At 72.3% G+C, this 16,937-nt stretch carries 13 protein-coding genes and 2 pseudogenes; 5 read left to right on the plus strand and 10 right to left on the minus strand.

Translation table 11 applies throughout. The features are described from left to right. Positions 1 to 134: 134 nt before the first annotated feature. On the minus strand, positions 135 to 581 hold the full coding sequence (locus tag ACFHWU_RS08175; RefSeq protein WP_416568151.1) for a hypothetical protein: 447 nt from the start codon (positions 579 to 581) through the stop codon (positions 135 to 137). A 165-nt stretch (positions 582 to 746) separates the two neighbouring features. Then, positions 747 to 1,094, minus strand: coding sequence for a hypothetical protein (locus tag ACFHWU_RS08180; RefSeq protein ID WP_416552844.1), 348 nt, complete (start codon positions 1,092 to 1,094; stop codon positions 747 to 749). Positions 1,095 to 1,281: 187 nt separating this feature from the next. Here ACFHWU_RS08180 and ACFHWU_RS08185 point away from each other — a divergent pair, with 187 nt between their 5' ends. From ACFHWU_RS08185 to ACFHWU_RS08200, 4 genes are all read left to right on the plus strand, one after another. Next, on the plus strand, positions 1,282 to 5,898 hold the full coding sequence (locus tag ACFHWU_RS08185; RefSeq protein ID WP_416590212.1) for an ATP-dependent helicase: 4,617 nt from the start codon (positions 1,282 to 1,284) through the stop codon (positions 5,896 to 5,898). A gap of 139 nt (positions 5,899 to 6,037) precedes the next feature. Next, positions 6,038 to 6,277 (plus strand): CPCC family cysteine-rich protein, encoded by a 240-nt coding sequence (locus tag ACFHWU_RS08190; RefSeq protein ID WP_282229947.1) that lies wholly within the window; start codon positions 6,038 to 6,040, stop codon positions 6,275 to 6,277. 338 nt (positions 6,278 to 6,615) lie between these two features. Next, positions 6,616 to 7,347, plus strand: a complete 732-nt coding sequence (locus ACFHWU_RS08195) for a DUF4142 domain-containing protein (protein ID WP_416590213.1) — start codon at positions 6,616 to 6,618, stop codon at positions 7,345 to 7,347. A gap of 130 nt (positions 7,348 to 7,477) precedes the next feature. Continuing rightward, complete coding sequence (locus tag ACFHWU_RS08200) at positions 7,478 to 8,320, plus strand: DNA-formamidopyrimidine glycosylase family protein (protein ID WP_416552850.1); 843 nt, start codon at positions 7,478 to 7,480, stop codon at positions 8,318 to 8,320. Here the strand turns inward: ACFHWU_RS08200 and pspM are convergent. From pspM to ACFHWU_RS08240, 8 genes and pseudogenes are all read right to left on the minus strand, one after another. Next, positions 8,223 to 9,008: a phage shock envelope stress response protein PspM gene (gene pspM, locus ACFHWU_RS08205; RefSeq protein ID WP_416552852.1), complete on the minus strand. Its 786-nt coding sequence runs from the start codon at positions 9,006 to 9,008 to the stop codon at positions 8,223 to 8,225. The two genes, ACFHWU_RS08200 and pspM, sit on opposite strands and share 98 nt — an antisense overlap. A gap of 114 nt (positions 9,009 to 9,122) precedes the next feature. After that, entirely contained in the window at positions 9,123 to 10,004 is an 882-nt protein-coding gene (locus ACFHWU_RS08210; protein ID WP_416552854.1) for a PspA/IM30 family protein, read from the minus strand. A gap of 232 nt (positions 10,005 to 10,236) precedes the next feature. After that, positions 10,237 to 10,761: a helix-turn-helix domain-containing protein gene (locus ACFHWU_RS08215; RefSeq protein WP_416552856.1), complete on the minus strand. Its 525-nt coding sequence runs from the start codon at positions 10,759 to 10,761 to the stop codon at positions 10,237 to 10,239. A gap of 165 nt (positions 10,762 to 10,926) precedes the next feature. Continuing rightward, positions 10,927 to 11,484: a CinA family protein gene (locus tag ACFHWU_RS08220; RefSeq protein ID WP_416590287.1), complete on the minus strand. Its 558-nt coding sequence runs from the start codon at positions 11,482 to 11,484 to the stop codon at positions 10,927 to 10,929. A gap of 20 nt (positions 11,485 to 11,504) precedes the next feature. Continuing rightward, positions 11,505 to 12,107, minus strand: coding sequence for a CDP-diacylglycerol--glycerol-3-phosphate 3-phosphatidyltransferase (gene pgsA, locus ACFHWU_RS08225; protein ID WP_416590214.1), 603 nt, complete (start codon positions 12,105 to 12,107; stop codon positions 11,505 to 11,507). Between the two features lie 4 nt (positions 12,108 to 12,111). Further along, complete coding sequence (rimO, locus tag ACFHWU_RS08230; RefSeq protein WP_416590215.1) at positions 12,112 to 13,644, minus strand: 30S ribosomal protein S12 methylthiotransferase RimO; 1,533 nt, start codon at positions 13,642 to 13,644, stop codon at positions 12,112 to 12,114. A gap of 67 nt (positions 13,645 to 13,711) precedes the next feature. Continuing rightward, positions 13,712 to 15,406, minus strand: a pseudogene (locus tag ACFHWU_RS08235) (DNA translocase FtsK); the annotation flags it as partial. Positions 15,407 to 15,499: 93 nt separating this feature from the next. Further along, a pseudogene (locus ACFHWU_RS08240) lies at positions 15,500 to 16,228 on the minus strand (DNA translocase FtsK 4TM domain-containing protein); the annotation flags it as partial. A gap of 235 nt (positions 16,229 to 16,463) precedes the next feature. Here ACFHWU_RS08240 and ACFHWU_RS08245 point away from each other — a divergent pair. Continuing rightward, positions 16,464 to 16,934 carry a YbjN domain-containing protein gene (locus ACFHWU_RS08245; RefSeq protein WP_416552862.1) on the plus strand — a complete coding sequence of 157 codons (471 nt, stop codon included), beginning with the start codon at positions 16,464 to 16,466 and terminating at the stop codon, positions 16,932 to 16,934. Positions 16,935 to 16,937 lie beyond the last annotated feature (3 nt).

A 16,937-nucleotide genomic window follows, 5' to 3' on the forward strand; every position in this document is an offset into this window, starting at 1 on the left:
TCCGTTGCCGGGCTTGCCCGCCCAGCGGGAGAGGAACGCCGGACGGCGCGTCGCGGCCGTAGCGGAGGGGTGACGTGGAAGTGGCGAAGGCTCGGGACGTCCGGCCCCGGACTCCGCCGGTTCGGTGGCCCGGTTCAGTCGAGAATGGGCAGGTGTGCGGCCGCAGTGGTCAGCTGCGCCGCCAGCTGGTCGGGTGGTGCCCGGCTGGAGCAGGGCCGGGTGCCGCGGCGCAGGAGCGGACCGGCGGCCGACGACCGGGCCGCCTGGCCGGTGACGGATGGCGCGGCGGACCAGGTTGGCGTGGTGACGGCACCGGTCGGAGTGCCGTGGTCGTCACCGGCTGGGCCGGGCCGGGCCGACACGCTCTGCTGCTGCCGGTGGTCGGCGTCGTCGACGCAGTTGCGACCACCGGGCGAGACGGTCTGGTGCAGCAGCGCGGCTCCGATGGAGGCCGGCCCGGCGGCGACGGCGACGGCCGGTACGGCGACCGAGGCGGCGCCGTGCACGGCGGTGACGGTGAGCAGGACGAGTAGAACGACGGCGATCCTGCGCGGAGCCGGGAGGTGGCGCAGCTGTGCCATCCGTGCCCCCCTCCGCTGTCGATCCCCGCCAGCCTACCGGTCTCCCGGTGCCGGCCGCCTGACCGGCCGGCCCGCCGGGCGGTGGCCGGGCCTGGACGTCGCCGGTTCCCGGAGCTTGGATGGTAAGCGATCAAAGCAGATTCGGTGATTACCGTACGGTTACCGTCATGTGCCGGCTGGTTCGGTGGGAGCCGTTGCCGTCGCCGTCGCGGCGGGCATCGCCGGACTGGCCGGCGTCGCGGGTCCGGCGGGTGCGGGCACGTCGGCGAGCGGCAGCAGACCTCGTCGGCTGACCAGCAGCATGTGGTAGTGCACGGTGGCGCGGACCCGCGCCCGGTCGGCGGCGCTCGCCGATCCGCTGTCGACGACCAGGGCCCGCAGGGTGTCGGCGAACCGGTCCACCGCCGCCGGGTCGAGCCGGTGGTGCCGCAGCCGCAGCAGGGCCACCAGGCCGTCCACCTTCCGGAGAAGCACCTCCGTGTCGTGGTGGAGGCCGCGCTCGACAACGGGCATGGAGGTACTCCTTGAGAGATCGGACGATGACAGAAAGTTACTCCATAACTACTAAGTCGGGCAAGTCAGACCTGCCGGTTCCACTCGAATTTGCGGGATTCGGTCGCTCGGACGGCCCAGCTTCGTCGTACCCGGCGGGCAGGATGGTTCACGCCGGCAGCCGGATGTACCGATGGAGGGACCAGCGATGACCGCGGTGTTGGAGCGCTTCGGGGCGGCCACCCGGGAGTGGTTCTCCGCCGCCTTCGCCGCCCCGACCGCCGCGCAGACCGGCGCGTGGGAGGCGATCAGCGACGGCCGGCACGCCCTGGTGGTCGCACCCACCGGATCCGGCAAGACCCTCGCCGCGTTCCTCTGGTCGCTGGACCAGCTGACCCGCTCGCCCGCTCCCGACGATCCGCGGCTGCGGTGCCGGGTGCTCTACCTGAGCCCGCTCAAGGCACTCGCGGTCGACGTCGACCGCAACCTGCGTACCCCGCTGGTCGGCATCGGCCAGGCCGCCGCCCGCATCGGTGCCCCGGCGCCGCAGGTGACCGTCGGTATCCGCACCGGCGACACCCCGGCCGATCAGCGACGCGCCTTCCTCCGGCAACCGCCGGACATCCTCATCACCACTCCCGAGTCGCTGTTTCTGCTGCTCACCTCGGCCGCCCGGGAGTCGCTGCGCGGCGTGCGTACGGTCATCGTCGACGAGGTGCACGCGGTCGCCGGCACCAAACGCGGCGCGCACCTGGCGTTGTCGCTGGAGCGGTTGGACGCGCTGCTGCCGGCACCCGCCCAGCGGATCGGCCTGTCCGCCACGGTCCGGCCGATCGAGGAGACCGCCGAGTTCCTCGGTGGCCGTCAGCCCGTGCAGATGGTCGCCCCGGCCACGACCAAGACCATCGATGTCAGCGTCCAGGTGCCGGTGCCGGATCTCGACCAGCTGGACGAACGCGAGACGGCGCAAGAGGACCCCGATGGTCCGCCGCCGGCCGGCCGGTCGATCTGGCCGGCCGTCGAGGAACGCGTCTTCGACCTGATCCGGCGGCACCGGTCGACCATTGTGTTCACCAACTCCCGGCGCTCGGCGGAACGGCTCTGCGCCCGGCTCAACGAACTCGCCGCAGACCGGGCGGACGACACGGACCAGCGGTCCGGACCGCCCCGCGCCGACAGCAGCGGCAGCGACCGGCGGTCCGGCACCTGGATGCCGGCGGAGGTCATGGCCCAGTCGGACACCGCACACGGCGCCCCGGCCGTGATCGCCCGCGCCCACCACGGCAGCGTGTCGCGCTCCGAACGGCAGCAGATCGAAGAGGCGTTGAAGTCCGGCCAACTGCCGGCGGTGATCGCCACCTCCAGCCTGGAGCTCGGCATCGACATGGGTGCGGTCGACCTTGTCGTACAGATCGAGGCACCGCCGAGCGTCGCCGCCGGCCTGCAGCGGATCGGCCGGGCCGGGCACCAGGTGGGCGCGCTGTCGCACGGGGTGATTCTGCCCAAGCACCGTGGCGACCTGCTGGCCTGTGCGGTGGTCAGCGAGCGGATGGCCAACGGCGCGATCGAGCAGTTGCGGTACCCGCGCAACCCGCTCGATGTACTCGCCCAGCAGATCGTCGCGATGGTGTCGCTCGATCCCTGGCCGGTCGACGCGTTGGCGACGCTGGTGCGCGGCGCGGCCCCGTACGCCGAGCTGCCCGACTCGGCGCTGCACGCGGTGCTGGACATGCTCTCCGGCCGGTATCCATCGACCGCGTTCGCCGAGCTGCGGCCCCGGCTGCTCTGGGACCGCGACGCCGACCTGCTCACCGGGCGGCCGGGCGCGCAGCGGCTGGCCGTCACCAGTGGCGGCACGATCCCGGATCGCGGCCTGTTCGGCGTCTTCCTGGCCGGGGCCGAACGGCCGGTACGGGTCGGCGAGCTCGACGAGGAGATGGTTTACGAGTCCCGGGCCGGCGACGTCTTCCTTCTCGGTGCGACGTCGTGGCGGATCGAGGAGATCACCCCGGACCGGGTGCTGGTCACCCCCGCCCCGGGCCAGGCTGCCCGGATGCCGTTCTGGAAAGGCGACCAACCTGGTCGCCCGGTCGAGCTGGGCCGGGCGCTGGGCGCCCGGCTGCGCCAAATCAGCCGACAGGACCCGACCGCCGCCCGCGCCGGGCTGTTGTCGTCCGGTCTGGATGACTGGGCCGCCGACAACCTGCTGCGCTACCTCGACGACCAGCGCACCGCCGTCCGGAGCCTGCCGGACGACCGGACGGTCGTCGTCGAACGGTTCCACGACGAGCTCGGCGACTGGCGCCTGGTCGTGCACAGCGTCTTCGGTGCCCAGGTCAACGCCCCGTGGGCACTTGCGATCGGGCACCGGATCAGCGAGCGGTACGGCGTCGACGCCCAGGTGCTGCCCGCCGACGACGGTATCGTCATCCGGCTACCCGAGATGGCCGACACCCCACCCGGAGCCGACCTGGTCGCCTTCGACAGCGACGAGATCAGCCAGCTCGTCGAAACAGCCGTCGGCGGGTCGGCCCTGTTCGCCGCCCGGTTCCGGGAATGCGCCGCCCGGGCGCTGCTGCTGCCCCGCCGGGATCCGCGACGCCGGCAGCCGCTGTGGCAGCAGCGGCAACGCGCCGCCCAACTGCTCGACGTGGCGCGCGAGTTCACCGACTTCCCGATCACCCTGGAGGCGGCGCGGGAATGCCTGCGCGACGTCTTCGACATGCCGGCATTGGCCGGGCTGATGGGTGACCTGGTGGCACGGCGACTGCGGCTGGTGGAGGTCGAGACACCCCGACCGTCGCCGTTCGCCCGGTCCCTGTTGTTCGGCTACGTCGGAGCGTTCCTCTACGAAGGGGACCTGCCGCTGGCCGAGCGCCGGGCCGCCGCGCTGAGCCTCGATTCGACGTTGCTCGGCGAGCTGCTCGGCCGGGTCGAGCTGCGGGAGCTGCTCGACCCGGCGGTGCTCGACGAGACCCACCGCCAGCTGCAGTGGCTGGACGGACACCGCCGGGTACGCGACGCCGAGGACCTGGCCGAGCTGCTGCGGGTCGTCGGCGACCTGTCCGACGCCGAGTTGCGGGCCCGGCAGATCGACCCGGGCTGGCCGGCCGAGCTGTCCCAGGCCCGGCGCGCGCTGCGGGTGCGGATTGCCGGGCAGGAGCGGTGGATCGCGGTGGAGGACGCCAGCCGGATGCGCGACGCGCTCGGTGTCGCGCTGCCGGTCGGCGTCGCCGCGGCGTACCTCGCCCCGGTGGCCGACCCACTCGGCGACCTGGTCGTCCGCTACGCCCGTACCCGGGGGCCGTTCGACACCGCCGGGTGCGCCGCCCGGTTTGGGTTGGGTGCCTTCGTCGTCGAACAGACCCTGCGGCGGATCGCCGGCACCGGGCGGATCGTGGCCGGCGAGTTCACTCCCGAGCGGGCCGGCACCGAGTGGTGCGACGCCGACGTGCTGCGGCTGCTGCGGCGCCGATCGCTCGCGGCGCTGCGCCGCGAGATCGAGCCGGTGCCGGCCACCGCCCTGGTCCGGTTCCTCCCCCGGTGGCAGCAGGTCGCCGACCCGGGTCGTGGGGTGGACGGCGTGGCGGCCGCCGTCGAGCAACTGCAGGGGGCGGTCCTGCCGGCCGCAGCGGTGGAACGCCTGATCCTGCCGGCCCGGGTGGCCGACTACTCCCCCGCGCAGCTGGACGAGCTCTGTGCCTCCGGCGAGGTCACCTGGTCCGGTGCCGGCGCGGTCGGCGCCGGTGACGGCTGGATCCGGTTGGTGTTCACGGAGACCGCGCCGCTGCTGCTACCGCCGCCGGACCCGGCGCTCACGCTGACCCCGGTGCACGAGGCGGTGCTCGCCGCCCTCGCCGACCAGCAGGCGCTGTTCTTCCGGCAACTGGCCGACCGGGTCGACGCGGCGCTCGCCGACACCACTGGCGTCGCGCCCGCCGGCAACGCCGATCCGGCCGGGCGGATCGAGACGGCGATCTGGGATCTGGTGTGGGCCGGCTGGCTGACCAACGACACACTGGCTCCACTGCGGGCCGTACTCGGCCCACACTCGAGACAACGGGTCCGCACTGCCGCCGGGCCACGGGGTCGGGCCCGGCGGGTCGGTCAGGAGTTCGTCGCCCGTACCGCCGCACCGCAGCTGGCCGGCCGGTGGTCACTGCTGCCACCCCGAGACCCCGATCCGACCCGGCGGGCGGCGCTCGCCGCCGACGTGCTGCTCGAACGGCATGGGGTGGTGACCCGGGGGGCGGTCGCCGCCGAGGGGCAGCCAGGTGGCTTCGCCGCCGTGTACCCGGTGCTGGCCGCGTTGGAGGAACGCGGCGCGGCCCGCCGGGGCTACTTCGTCGACGGGCTCGGTGCGGCCCAGTTCGCCGTACCCGGTGCGGTGGACCGGCTGCGGGAACTCGCCAATTCCGATCCGGCGCACCGCCGGCAGCCCGAGGCGGTGGTGCTGGCGGCAGCCGATCCGGCGAACCCGTACGGTGCGGCACTGCCCTGGCCGGAGCGACCGGTGGACAGCGCCGACGAGTCGGCGGCGGGGCACCGACCCGGGCGCAAGGCCGGGGCGCTGGTGGTCCTGGTCGACGCGGAGGCGGCGCTCTACGTCGAACGCGGCGGTCGCAGTCTGCTCTGCTTCACTCAGGACGGACAACGGCTCGAGGCGGCGGCCCGGGCGCTAGCCGACGCGGTGAGCTCCGGGGCACTCGGCACCATCTCGGTCGAACGCGCCGACGGGGAGCGGGTACACAGCTCCCCGCTGCGGACGGCGCTGGCCGCCGCCGGCTTCCGGGCCACCCCACGTGGACTGCGGCTACGCGGCTGATCGTAAACGTCGGGCCGGGCACCGCCGGCACGGGCGGGGTACGCCGGATGTACCCCGCCGTTGGCGGTGCGCTGCCGACGGACCGCCGACGGGGTACCTCAGGCACATGCCCGAAACGTTCCTGTGGAAGGCTTAGCGGGTGGTCCCGTACTCCGTCGACAGATGCCCCTGCTGTGGCTACCGGACCGGATGCACCACCTGCCCCGTCTGCTTCTGGACCGACGACGGCCAGGGCGATGACGACGCTGAGGTGGTGCGCGGCGGGCCGAACGGCGACTTGAGCCTGTCCCATGCCCGGCTCAACTTCGCAATCTACGGTGCCAGCCATCTGCGGTACGCCGACATCGTCCGGCCCCCGCGTCCTGACGAGTCTCCGTAGCGATTCCAGTGATCCGCCGGGTGAGGAATGGGCCGATACTCTGCTACGGTGTCGGCACTCTGTTACCGCGGCGCCACAAACCGCACTCCTGCCGTGGTATGTCAAGCGGCCAGATTCGCACTGGGTGAAAACCCCCGGTGACCTCGATGTTGAACCGCCGGCATCAGCCGAACGGACGATGCCGGCGAGTTGAGTCAGATTAGCCACAGGAAATGATTGAACGTTTCTTTCTTTCTGCGGATTCCAAGCCGGCGGCATTGACGCGGGGGCGGTATTCGACATAACGTTCTGATCGATCACCAACCGCTCTGTCGACCCCACTCGGAGGTTGAGACACTATGGCCCGGGCACGATCTGCGGCACACACCCCACGCCGGCTGACAGTGGTCCTGGTGGGTCTCGTCGCCGGGCTGCTCGCACTGCCCGGCGTCGCGCTCGCCCAGCCCTCAGGGGCGACCCAGCTCGCCGCCACCGACATCCAGCTACTCAACGGGGTCCGGCTCGCCGGGCTGTGGGAGATTCCCGCCGGTCAGCTGGCGGCGGAAAAGGGCAGCACGCAACGGGTCCGCGAGGTCGGCGCCGCGATCGCCGAGCAGCATATCGAGCTCGACCTGCTGGTGGTCGAGGCGGCGAACCAGCTGGGCGTGGAGCTGCCCACCGACCCGACCCCCACCCAGCAGGGTTGGGTCAACGAGATGAAGATCTCGGAGGGCGCCCGGTTCGACCGGATCTTCGTCGAACGGCTCCGCGCCGCCCACGGCAACATCTTCCCAGTCATCGGTGCGGTCCGGGCGAGCACCCGCAACGACGTCGTCCGCCAGCTCGCGCAGGACGCCAACGGCTTCGTCCAGACCCACATGTCGCTGCTGGAGAGCACCGGTCTGGTGCGGTACGGCGAGCTCCCCCCGGTGGCCGTGCCGGCACCTGTTGACGACAGCCTCATCGCTGCGGTCCAGGCCAACGCCGAGCTCAGCAACGGCGTCAACTCGACGACGATCTGGGTGGTGCTGATTGGCGCGCTGGCGCTCGGCACCGCTGCCACCTTCGCCGTGTTCCGACGACGCTACTAGAAGTTATCGTCACCCGACTGCCCGGGCCGACTATCCGGCCCGGGCAGTCGGCTATCCGGCCGACTATCCGACCCGGGGCAGTCGGCGCGATCCGGCCCGCCCGGTCACGACCTGCGGCAGGATTGTGGTCGTGCCTGAAGGCGACACCGTCTGGAACACCGCTTACCGGCTGCGGGAAGTGCTGGCCGGCCGGCTTCTCACCGGCAGCGACTTCCGGATCCCCCGGCTCGCGACCACCGACCTGTCCGGCTGGGCCGTGCTGGGCTGCGTGAGCCGTGGCAAGCACCTGCTGCTGCGGCTCGCGGCACCCGACGACCGGCGGTACACCCTGCACTCTCATCTGCGGATGGACGGCAGTTGGCGGACCTACCGGGTCGGGCAGCGCTGGGCGGCCCGGCCGGCACACCTGATCCGTGTGGTGCTGCGCACCGGTGAATCCGTCGCCGTCGGCTACCACCTGCACGAGCTGATGCTGATGGCGACGGAACGGGAGCCGGAACTCACCGCCGGGCTGGGGCCGGATCTGCTCGGTGCCGACTGGGACGCGACCGAAGCGGTCCGCCGGCTCGCCGCTCGGCCCGATACGCCTGTCGCCGAGGCGCTGCTCGACCAGCGCAATCTCGCCGGGATAGGCAATGTCTACGCCTGCGAGTTGCTGTTCCTGCGTGGTGTCGCGCCCGGTACGCCGGTCCGCGAGGTGCCGGACCTGGCCGCCGTCGTCGACCTGGCACGCCGGCTGCTGGTCGCCAACCGGGGGCGGGCCAGCCGCAGCATCACCGGCCTGCCCGGGGAGGCCACCTACGTGTACGGCCGCTGGCGGCGGCCGTGCCGGCGCTGCGGTACGGCGGTGCGACGCACCGAGTCGGCGGGGCGGGTCACCTACTGGTGCCCGACGTGCCAGCCGGGTCCGGTGGCTGGCGCAGCTCCGCCAGCCCGGCGGCAACCCCCCGCAGCAGATCACCGGCCTCGGTGAGCCGGCTCACCGACGGGTGCTGCCCGATCGCCCGACCGTCCTCGGCGACGTAGTTGGCGGCGGCCGCGACCAGGCCTTCGTAGGCGATGGTGCCGGCTTCCAGCTGCTCGACGAGCACCCGGTGCGAGTTGGCCAACCCGGCGTCGGCCGGAGCCAGCCGTACCGCTTTCTCCACGCTGGCCACTCGGTACGCCAGGTCGCGCAGGGACTGCTCGGCCACTGCGGCTTCGAGCTGGGCGGACTCGCCCGGCCCGGTCAGCCGCGGCACCAGCCCGGCGAGGGTACGCGCGGCCCGGTCCAGCCGGGTCCAGACGCCCGCCGCCGCCGTTCCGCGCAACTCCAGCAGCGCCTGCTGTCGGCGTACCTCGCCGACGGCGGCCCGGCCGAGCGGAATCCGCTCGACGGTGGCGACCAGCTTTAGCCGGGCCTGTTCGGCGGCGATGGCCGGATCCGGCTCGGGGGGCGGCGGTTGCCCGGCCAGCGCCCGCAGATCGGACCAGCGCCAGAAGGCCAACGCCGTGCTGGCACCGGCCGCCGCCGCCCACACCGCGTCGACCGGGCTGACCCCCGCGTACGGCAGCAGGACCGCCGCCGCGCCACCGAAGCCGCCAGCAAGCACGGTCCACCGGCGGGCGCCCCGACGCAGGCGACGCAGCCTGCGGAAGTAACGGGCCCGTGGATCCACCACCGTTGCTCCTTCCCTCCCCCTCGGACGAAGCCGGCCGGAGACGCCACCACCCCGGCCCGGGTTGCCTACGGCACCGGCTGAACCGGGTCGGTCACCGGGCGCCCGGCCCGATGGTCAGCCGGCGGCGGAGGCGTCACCGGTGTTCTTGTCCTTCGCCATCGAGGCACGGAGCTGGTCGAGGCGGGCGACACTGGCGGTGTCCGCGCCTGCCGTACTGTCCACACCGGCCGGGGCCTGCTCGACCGCCGGCCCTGGCGGTGCCCCGGCAAGCTTCTCTCCTGCCATGCTGGCCCTGATCTGATCGAGCCGCGACGAACCGGCCATGTCGAGGGTGGACTTCTGCACCTCGAGCATCCGCCCCTCGACAGAGTTGCCAGCCAGCTCGGCCCGGCCCATCGCGGTGGCGTAGCGCTGCTCGATCTTGTCCCGCACCTCATCGAGCGACGGCGTGTTCTTCGGCGCGGCGAGCGCCGACATCGACTCCAGCGACGAGGCCACGGTCTCCTGCATCTTGGCCTGTTCAAGCTGGCTCAGCAGTTTGGTCCGCTCGGCCAGCTTCTGCTGCAGAATCATCTGATTGTTCTCCACCGCCTGACGGGCCTGGGCGGCGGCGGCCAACGACTGGTCGTGCAGGGTCTTGAGGTCCTCCATCGACTGCTCGCCGGAGACCAGCTGGGTGGCGAGAGTCTGGGCGGTCTGCTCGTACTTGTTCGCCTCCGCCTCGTCGCCCTCGGCACGGGCCTTGTCGGCCAGCACCAGCGCCTGCCGGGCCATCCCCTGCAGTCGCTCGACCTCGCTCATCTGCCGGGAGAGCTTCATTTCCAGCTGTCGCTGGTTGCCGATCACCGCAGCGGCCTGCTGAACCAGTGCCTGGTGCTGGCGCTGGGCGTCCTCGATCGCCTGCTGGATCTGCACCTTGGGGTCGGCGTGCTCATCTATCTTGGCGCCGAACAGCGCCATCAGGTAGCGCCAACCCTTGACGAACGGGTTCGCCATCTCTGCGGTATCCCCTCACTAGCGGCGCGAACGGTCAGGCGGTCACGGCGGCCCGACCCGGGCGGTACGGTGCGCCGGCACCCCTACCATCGTCCCAGGCCGTCGCCACCGCTTAGGCCGCCGTCGGTGGGATCCGGCAGGGTGGGCCGGTTGAGGGTCAACCTTAGTGTCCCGGATCCAGCGGTGGCGAGCCCAGGATCCGGCAGCACCCTGCCGCTCGATCGGCCGCGGCTCAGGCGGCGCAGACGACGTCACGGTCCCGACCGCCGGTGTTCGACACCCGCCGGGAGGCCCGCAGCGTCGTCTTGAGCGGCGAGTCGCTGCGGACCGAGACGGTCACCCCGTCCTCGGTGGCGACCTGGTGCACCGAAGCGTCGCCTCGCTCGGCCGTCCCGACAGCGCCGTCCGAGGCGGAGCGCAGAACCTCGCTGTGGCTCGGCCGCTCCTCCAGGGCCCGCTCGGGCGACGCGACGGGCGACGTCGGGGACTGCTCGGGAAACGGAACCAGCAGGCCCTGCCGCTGCTCGGCGACGGCGACGGTGTGGCTCACGTCACGCAGCAGCTCGGACAGCTGAGCACCCAACGCGTCGCAGATCGCAGCGAGCAGCTCACTCGAGGCTTCCTTCTGGCCGCGCTCGACCTCGGAGAGGTAGCCGAGGCTGACGTTCGCGGCGGTGGAGACCTCGCGCAGAGTCCGGCGCTGACCCTGCCGGCGGGCACGCAGCGCGTCACCGATAACGCGGCGTAGCAGGACCATCGCACCTCCCCCTGTCCGGGACCGGCCGGCGAGTGCCGGAGGCTTCCCGCAACCTTATCCGTTCGTCACCCGATCGACACCCCACCGAGAGCACGAATCGGGACCGACAGGGCGATCAGAGTCAGATGTCAGTTATATCCGCTCGGCGTCCCGGGTGTCCCCCGCTCAGGACCGCGTGGCGTGCAGTTGCGTCGTCAGCAGCCGCAGGGCAGCGGTCACGCTCGACCTGCGTACCGCATCTCGACCACCACCGAGGTCCAACCGCCGGACCTGGTGCACGCCAGCCGGACCGGCCAGGGCGACGTAGACCCGCCCGACCGGCTTGCCGCCCTGCGGCTGTGGGCCGGCCACCCCGGTGGTCGCCAGCGCCCACTCGGCGGCGCACCGGATGCGGGCACCCCGGGCCATGGCGACCGCGACGTCCGGGTCGACCGGTCCGCGGTCGGCGAGCAACCGCTCCGGCACGCCGGCCAGGGTGCGCTTCAGGTCGGTGGCGTACACGACCAGCCCGCCGCGGAAGACCAGGCTCGCCCCGGCAACCTCGACCAGGGCGGACGCCAGCAAGCCACCAGTGAGCGACTCGACGACCGCCAGCGTCTCGCCCCGCTCGGCCAGGGCGTGCACGACCGCCGCCGCCGGGCTACCGCTGGCCGACCGCCCGAGGCCGAGATCGCCGCCGTCCGGCGCCGGCCGCCCGCCCGCTGGTGCGCCGGCCGGAGGCATCCGGTCCGACTCGGCCGAAGTCACCGGCCCGGCCCGGTACGGCGCAGCCGCAACGCGCGGACCAGGTAGTCCAGCCCGGTCGCCACGGTGACCAGCAGCGCAGCCGCCATGATCCACGGAGCGACCGCGGCAAGCACCGATGGCAGCGGTAGCAGGTACCAGACGATCGCCGTGATCTGCAGCGCCGTCTTCGCCTTGCCGCCCCGGCTCGCCGCGATCACCCCGTGCCGCAGCACCCAGAACCGGATCAGCGTGACCCCCCACTCACGCACCAGGATCAGCCCGGTCACCCACCAGGGCACCAGGTCGTACCAGGACAGCAGTACCAGCGCGGTGCCGGTCAGCGCCTTGTCGGCGATCGGGTCCGCGACCTTGCCGAACGACGTCACCAAGGCGTACCGGCGGGCGATCCAGCCGTCGATCAGGTCGGTCGCCGACGCGACGACGAACGTCAGGCAGGCGGCGGTCCGCCAGCCCGGATGGGTCATCCCGGAGAGAACCACGAAGACCACGAAGACCGGCACCAGCACCATGCGTAGCCCGGTGAGCGCGTTGGCCGCGTTGACCACCGGCACTGCGGCGACGGCGGTACGCGGACCGGCGGAGGCGCCCGGCTCGGTCATCAGCTCACCTGACCGCGGTGGAGAGCGGCCGGTCGGCCGTACCGGACGAGAGCACGTCACTCGGCACTGCCACCAGGTCGACCCCTTCGGTCCCGGTCACCGTCGCCCGGACCAGGTCGCCGGGGCGCAGCATGGCGAGGTCGACCCCGGCTCCGGTGGCGGCGGCAGCGCCGGCCACCAGCGTCGTCGACCCGTCCACTTCCGGCGCCTGGTGCGCGGCCCGACCCTCCACCAGCCCGTCGTCGACGCTGTCGACCAGCACCTCCACCGACGTGCCGACCCGTTCCTCGGCCCGCTGCGCGCACAACTCGTCGGCCAGCGCACAGATCCGGTCGTAGCGCCGCTTCACCGTGGCGGCCCGTACCTTGTCGGGTAGTCCAGCGGCCTCGGTGCCGTCCTCGTCGCTGTAGTCGAACACCCCGATTGCGTCCAACCGGGCCGCCGACAGGAACCGGACCAGTTCGTCGACGTCCGATCGGGTCTCGCCGGGGAACCCGACGATGAAGTTGCTTCGCGCGCCGGCCTGCGGCGCCAGTGACCGGGCCGAGGCCAGCAGGTCGAGGAACCGCCCGGTGGAGCCGAAGCGCCGCATCCGGCGCAGTACCGGCTCACTGGCGTGTTGGAAGGACAGGTCGAAGTACGGTGCCACGCCGGCCGTGGTGGCGATCGTCTCGATCAGGCCCGGACGGGTCTCTGCCGGCTGCAGGTAGCTGACCCGCACCCGGACGATGCCGTCGACGGCGGCCAGCTGTGGCAGCAGCTTCTCCAACAGCCGCGGATCGCCCAGATCCTTGCCGTACGAGGTCGAGTTCTCGCTCACCAGCACGAGTTCCCGAACGCCGGTGCCGGCCAGCCACTCGGCCTCGGCCAGCAGCTCCTCGGGAATGCGGGAGACGAACGCCCCCCGGAACGCTGGGATGGCGCAGAAGGCGCACCGGCGGTCACAGCCGCTGGCCAGTTTCAGCGACGCCACCGGGCCGCTGGCCAGCCGACGCCGCAGGACCGCGCGAAGGTGCGCGGGGGTGTGCTCGTCGACCGTCGCGTGACCGGGCACGACGACACCGGAGCGTTGCCGGGAAACCGGGGTCAACGGCAGCATCGTGCGGCGGTCCCGGGGCGCGTGTGCGGGCAGCTGCTCGCCGGCCAGCACCGCCCGCAGCCGGCCGGCGATATCCGGGTAGTCGTCGAAGCCGAGGACGGCCTGCGCCTCCGGCAGGTGCTCGGCGAGTTCCCGGCCGTACCGTTCGGCCATGCAGCCGGCGGCCACCACCTTGGCCCCACCGTCCGCGGCGTCGAGCAGCGTCTGCACCGAGTCCTGCTTGGCCTTCTCGACGAAGCCGCAGGTGTTGACGAGCACCACGTCGGCACCGTCGGCGTCGGTGGTCACCTGCCAGCCGTCGGCGTCCAGCCGGGCGGCCAACTCCTCCGAGTCGACCTCGTTGCGGGCACACCCCAGGGTGAGCAGGGCGACGCGCCGGCCGGGCGGTTGGGCGGGAGGCGGGGGAAAAGCAGACACCTGACGAGGGTACCGGGCCATTAACGTACGGCGGCCGGGCGGCGCGGTGCCGGACGATCAGATCGGTCAGCCGACCGTACCAGTGCGGTCAGCTCGCCTCGACGGCCCGCAGACTCGCCAGCGCGTCCTCCAGCTCGTCCGGCTTGACCAGGACGTCGCGGGCCTTGGAACCCTCGGACGGCCCGACGATGCCCCGGGTCTCCATCAGATCCATCAACCGGCCCGCTTTGGCGAACCCGACCCGCAGTTTGCGCTGCAGCATCGAGGTCGACCCGAACTGCGAGGTCACCACCAGCTCGATCGCCTGGACCAGCAGGTCGAGGTCGTCGCCGACGTCCTCGTCAATTTTCTTCTTGTTCTCCTGGGCGGTGGTGAGCACGTCGGGGCGGAACTCCGGCTCGCGCTGCTTCTTGCAGAAGGCGACGATCTCGTCGATCTCCTTCTCACTGACCCAGGCACCCTGGATGCGCAGCGGTTTCGACGCCCCCATCGGCAGGAACAGGCCGTCGCCCCGGCCAATCAGCTTCTCGGCGCCCGGCTGGTCCAGGATGACCCGCGAGTCGGACAGCGACGACGTGGCGAAGGCCAGCCGGGACGGCACGTTCGCCTTGATGAGGCCGGTCACCACGTCCACCGACGGCCGCTGGGTGGCCAGCACCAGGTGGATGCCGGCGGCCCGGGCGAGCTGGGTGATCCGGACGACCGAGTCCTCCACGTCCCGGGGGGCGACCATCATCAGGTCGGCCAGCTCGTCGACGATCACCAGCAGGTACGGGTACGGCCGGATCTCCCGCTCGCTGCCGGGGGGAGCGGTGATCTCCCCGGCCCGTACCTTGCGGTTGTAGTCGTCGATGTGCCGGACGCCGTTCGCGGCCAGGTCGTCGTAGCGCATGTCCATCTCGCGTACCACCCACTCCAGCGACTCGGCCGCCTTCTTGGGGTTGGTCACGATCGGAGTGACCAGGTGCGGGATGCCTTCGTACCCGGTCATCTCGACCCGTTTGGGGTCGATCAGCAGCAGCCGTACCTCGTCCGGGGTGGCCCGGCTGAGGATCGAGATGAGCAGCGAGTTCAGGCAGGACGACTTGCCGGCGCCGGTCGCCCCGGCGATCAGGATATGCGGCATCTTCGCCAGGTTGGCCACCACGAAGCCGCCCTCGATGTCCTTGCCGAGCGCCACCAACATCGGGTGGTGGTCGGCGCTGGCGGCCCGGGAGCGCAGCACGTCACCGAGCGACACGTCCTCCCGGTCGGTGTTCGGGATCTCCACGCCGACCGCGCTCTTGCCCGGGATCGGGCTGAGGATCCGCACGTCCGGTGACTTCACCGCGTACGCGATGTTGCGGGAGAGCTGGGTGATCCGCTCCACCTTGACCCCGTGGCCGAGCTCCACCTCGTAGCGGGTCACCGTCGGGCCACGGGTGAACCCGGTGACCGCCGCGTCGACGTCGAACTGCTCGAACACCCCCTGCAGCGCGGCGATCACCTCATCGTTGGCCTTGCTGCGGGTCTTCGCCGGTGGCCCGGTCCGCAGCAGTTTGGCCGGCGGCAGGCGATAATCCCCGGACAGCCCGGTGATTGCCAGCTGCTCGGCGCGGGTCGGGGTCAGGGAATGCTCCGGCGGCTCCGGCGGGGTGCGGGTGGTCGGCACCTTCGCCGCCGGCCGGCGCGGCAGCTCCATCGTCTCCTGCAGATCGAACGGCTCTGCCGGGGCACCGTCGTCACCGGCCGACGGTGCCGGCAGGGCGTCGGCCGTCCGGCTGGCCTGCCGGCGGCGCGGCGGTCGGCGGCGGGTCCGCTCGTCGCCAGCGGTGTCGCCGCCAGCGGTGTCGTCGTCACCGGCGTCGGCCGAGGTCGAACCAGACTCCGGCCCCCGCCCGGTCACCACCCCGGCGAGCAGCCCGAGCCGCTCCGGGATCCGGTTGATCGGAGTGGCGGTGACGACCAGCAGACCGAAGATCAGCAGCAGGATCAGCAGCGGTACGCCGACCCAGTAGCTGACCGTGCGCTCCAGTACCGTGCCGACGCCGAGCCCGATCAGCCCGCCGGCGTAGTCACGCTTCAGGTCGTCGTCGGGGCGTTGGCCGATGTGCAGCAGCCCCGCCGTGGCGACCAGCATCGCCGACCAGCCGACCAGCCCGCGGCCCCGGGGTTCCGGCTCCTCCGGTGGGTCACGCATCAGCCGGACCGCGCCGATCAGCAGCAGCAACGGCACGGCGACCGCGATCGCGCCGACGAACAGCCGCATCATGTCCGCGACGCGGACCCCGAACGGACCGGCCGCGCCGAACCAGATCGCCATCGAGGTGAGGATGGCCAGGCCGAGTACGAACAGCCCGGCACCGTCACGCCGGTGCTCCGGGCTCAACTCGCGCGCAGTGGCCGCCTGACGGCCGGCGGTACGCACCGCCCAGCCGACGCCGTGTGCCAGCCCCATCCAGGTGGCGCCGACCGCGCGACCGACCAGGACCGCCGGCGAGTTGCGGGCCGGGCGCCGCCGGGCCGTCGGGCGCTTGCGGGCCGGGGTCCGGGCACGACCGGTCGCGGCGCCGCGGCTGGTCGACCCGCCACGCCGCCGATTCGCCTGGGAGGTTCGGCCGGCCATAGAGTCCCACGGTAACCCCGCCGGCATACAAACCCTCGCTTTTCCGGGTCGTGTCCGAACCGCGCAGGGCGGCGCGGCTGTGCCACCATTCCGAACGGCCCCTATTGTCCCCCGGGCCACGACGACGCCGTCCGTCGCCGGACCCCCGTCCGGACATCGCCGGCCGTCCGCGCGCCGGCTCCCGACCGGAGCGCGAGGCCCGCCGTCCGACGTGCCGTACCGAAAGGACCACCGCATGCCCCCGCCGGACCCAGACCACCTGCCCGACGCGCCCTCCGGCGGTGGTGCGATGCAGGTGCTGCGGCCGCTGACCACCGCGATGATCGCCGAGACTCTCACCGCCCGTGGTTACCACTTTCAGGCCGACTCCGACGGCGACCTGGTCGGCCGGTGGAACGACAACCTGATCGTGTTCTCTCCGCTCGGGCCCAACGGCGAGGTGCTGCGGGTACGGACCATCGCGTCGACCCTGTTCACCGTGGACGACGTGCCCGCGCTGTACGCCTTCTGCAACGAGTGGAACCACGACCGGCTGTGGCCCAAGACCTTCGTCCACGTCGACGACGACGGCACCGCCCGGGTCTGCGGTGAGCTGATCACCGCGTTGGAACGTGGCGTCAGCGCCCCGCAGCTCGATCACCTGCTCGACTGCGGGATCGCCACCGGTTGCCAGGTCAGCGACGCCGTCACCGAATTGGCGGACTGATCC

Origin of the sequence: Micromonospora sp. LOL_015, from assembly GCF_048060275.1 — a bacterium.
Lineage (GTDB): Bacteria > Actinomycetota > Actinomycetes > Mycobacteriales > Micromonosporaceae > Micromonospora_E.

What these genes read in the sequence shown, in the direction of transcription:
- ACFHWU_RS08175 (WP_416568151.1), bottom strand. Translation starts at nt 581, where the DNA reads ATGGCACAGCTGCGCCACCTCCCGGCTCCGCGCAGGATCGCCGTCGTT.
- ACFHWU_RS08180 (WP_416552844.1), bottom strand. Translation starts at nt 1,094, where the DNA reads ATGCCCGTTGTCGAGCGCGGCCTCCACCACGACACGGAGGTGCTTCTC.
- ACFHWU_RS08185 (WP_416590212.1), top strand. Translation starts at nt 1,282, where the DNA reads ATGACCGCGGTGTTGGAGCGCTTCGGGGCGGCCACCCGGGAGTGGTTC.
- ACFHWU_RS08195 (WP_416590213.1), top strand. Translation starts at nt 6,616, where the DNA reads ATGGCCCGGGCACGATCTGCGGCACACACCCCACGCCGGCTGACAGTG.
- ACFHWU_RS08210 (WP_416552854.1), bottom strand. Translation starts at nt 10,004, where the DNA reads ATGGCGAACCCGTTCGTCAAGGGTTGGCGCTACCTGATGGCGCTGTTC.
- ACFHWU_RS08215 (WP_416552856.1), bottom strand. Translation starts at nt 10,761, where the DNA reads ATGGTCCTGCTACGCCGCGTTATCGGTGACGCGCTGCGTGCCCGCCGG.
- ACFHWU_RS08220 (WP_416590287.1), bottom strand. Translation starts at nt 11,484, where the DNA reads ATGCCTCCGGCCGGCGCACCAGCGGGCGGGCGGCCGGCGCCGGACGGC.
- pgsA (WP_416590214.1), bottom strand. Translation starts at nt 12,107, where the DNA reads ATGACCGAGCCGGGCGCCTCCGCCGGTCCGCGTACCGCCGTCGCCGCA.
- rimO (WP_416590215.1), bottom strand. Translation starts at nt 13,644, where the DNA reads ATGGCCCGGTACCCTCGTCAGGTGTCTGCTTTTCCCCCGCCTCCCGCC.
- ACFHWU_RS08245 (WP_416552862.1), top strand. Translation starts at nt 16,464, where the DNA reads ATGCCCCCGCCGGACCCAGACCACCTGCCCGACGCGCCCTCCGGCGGT.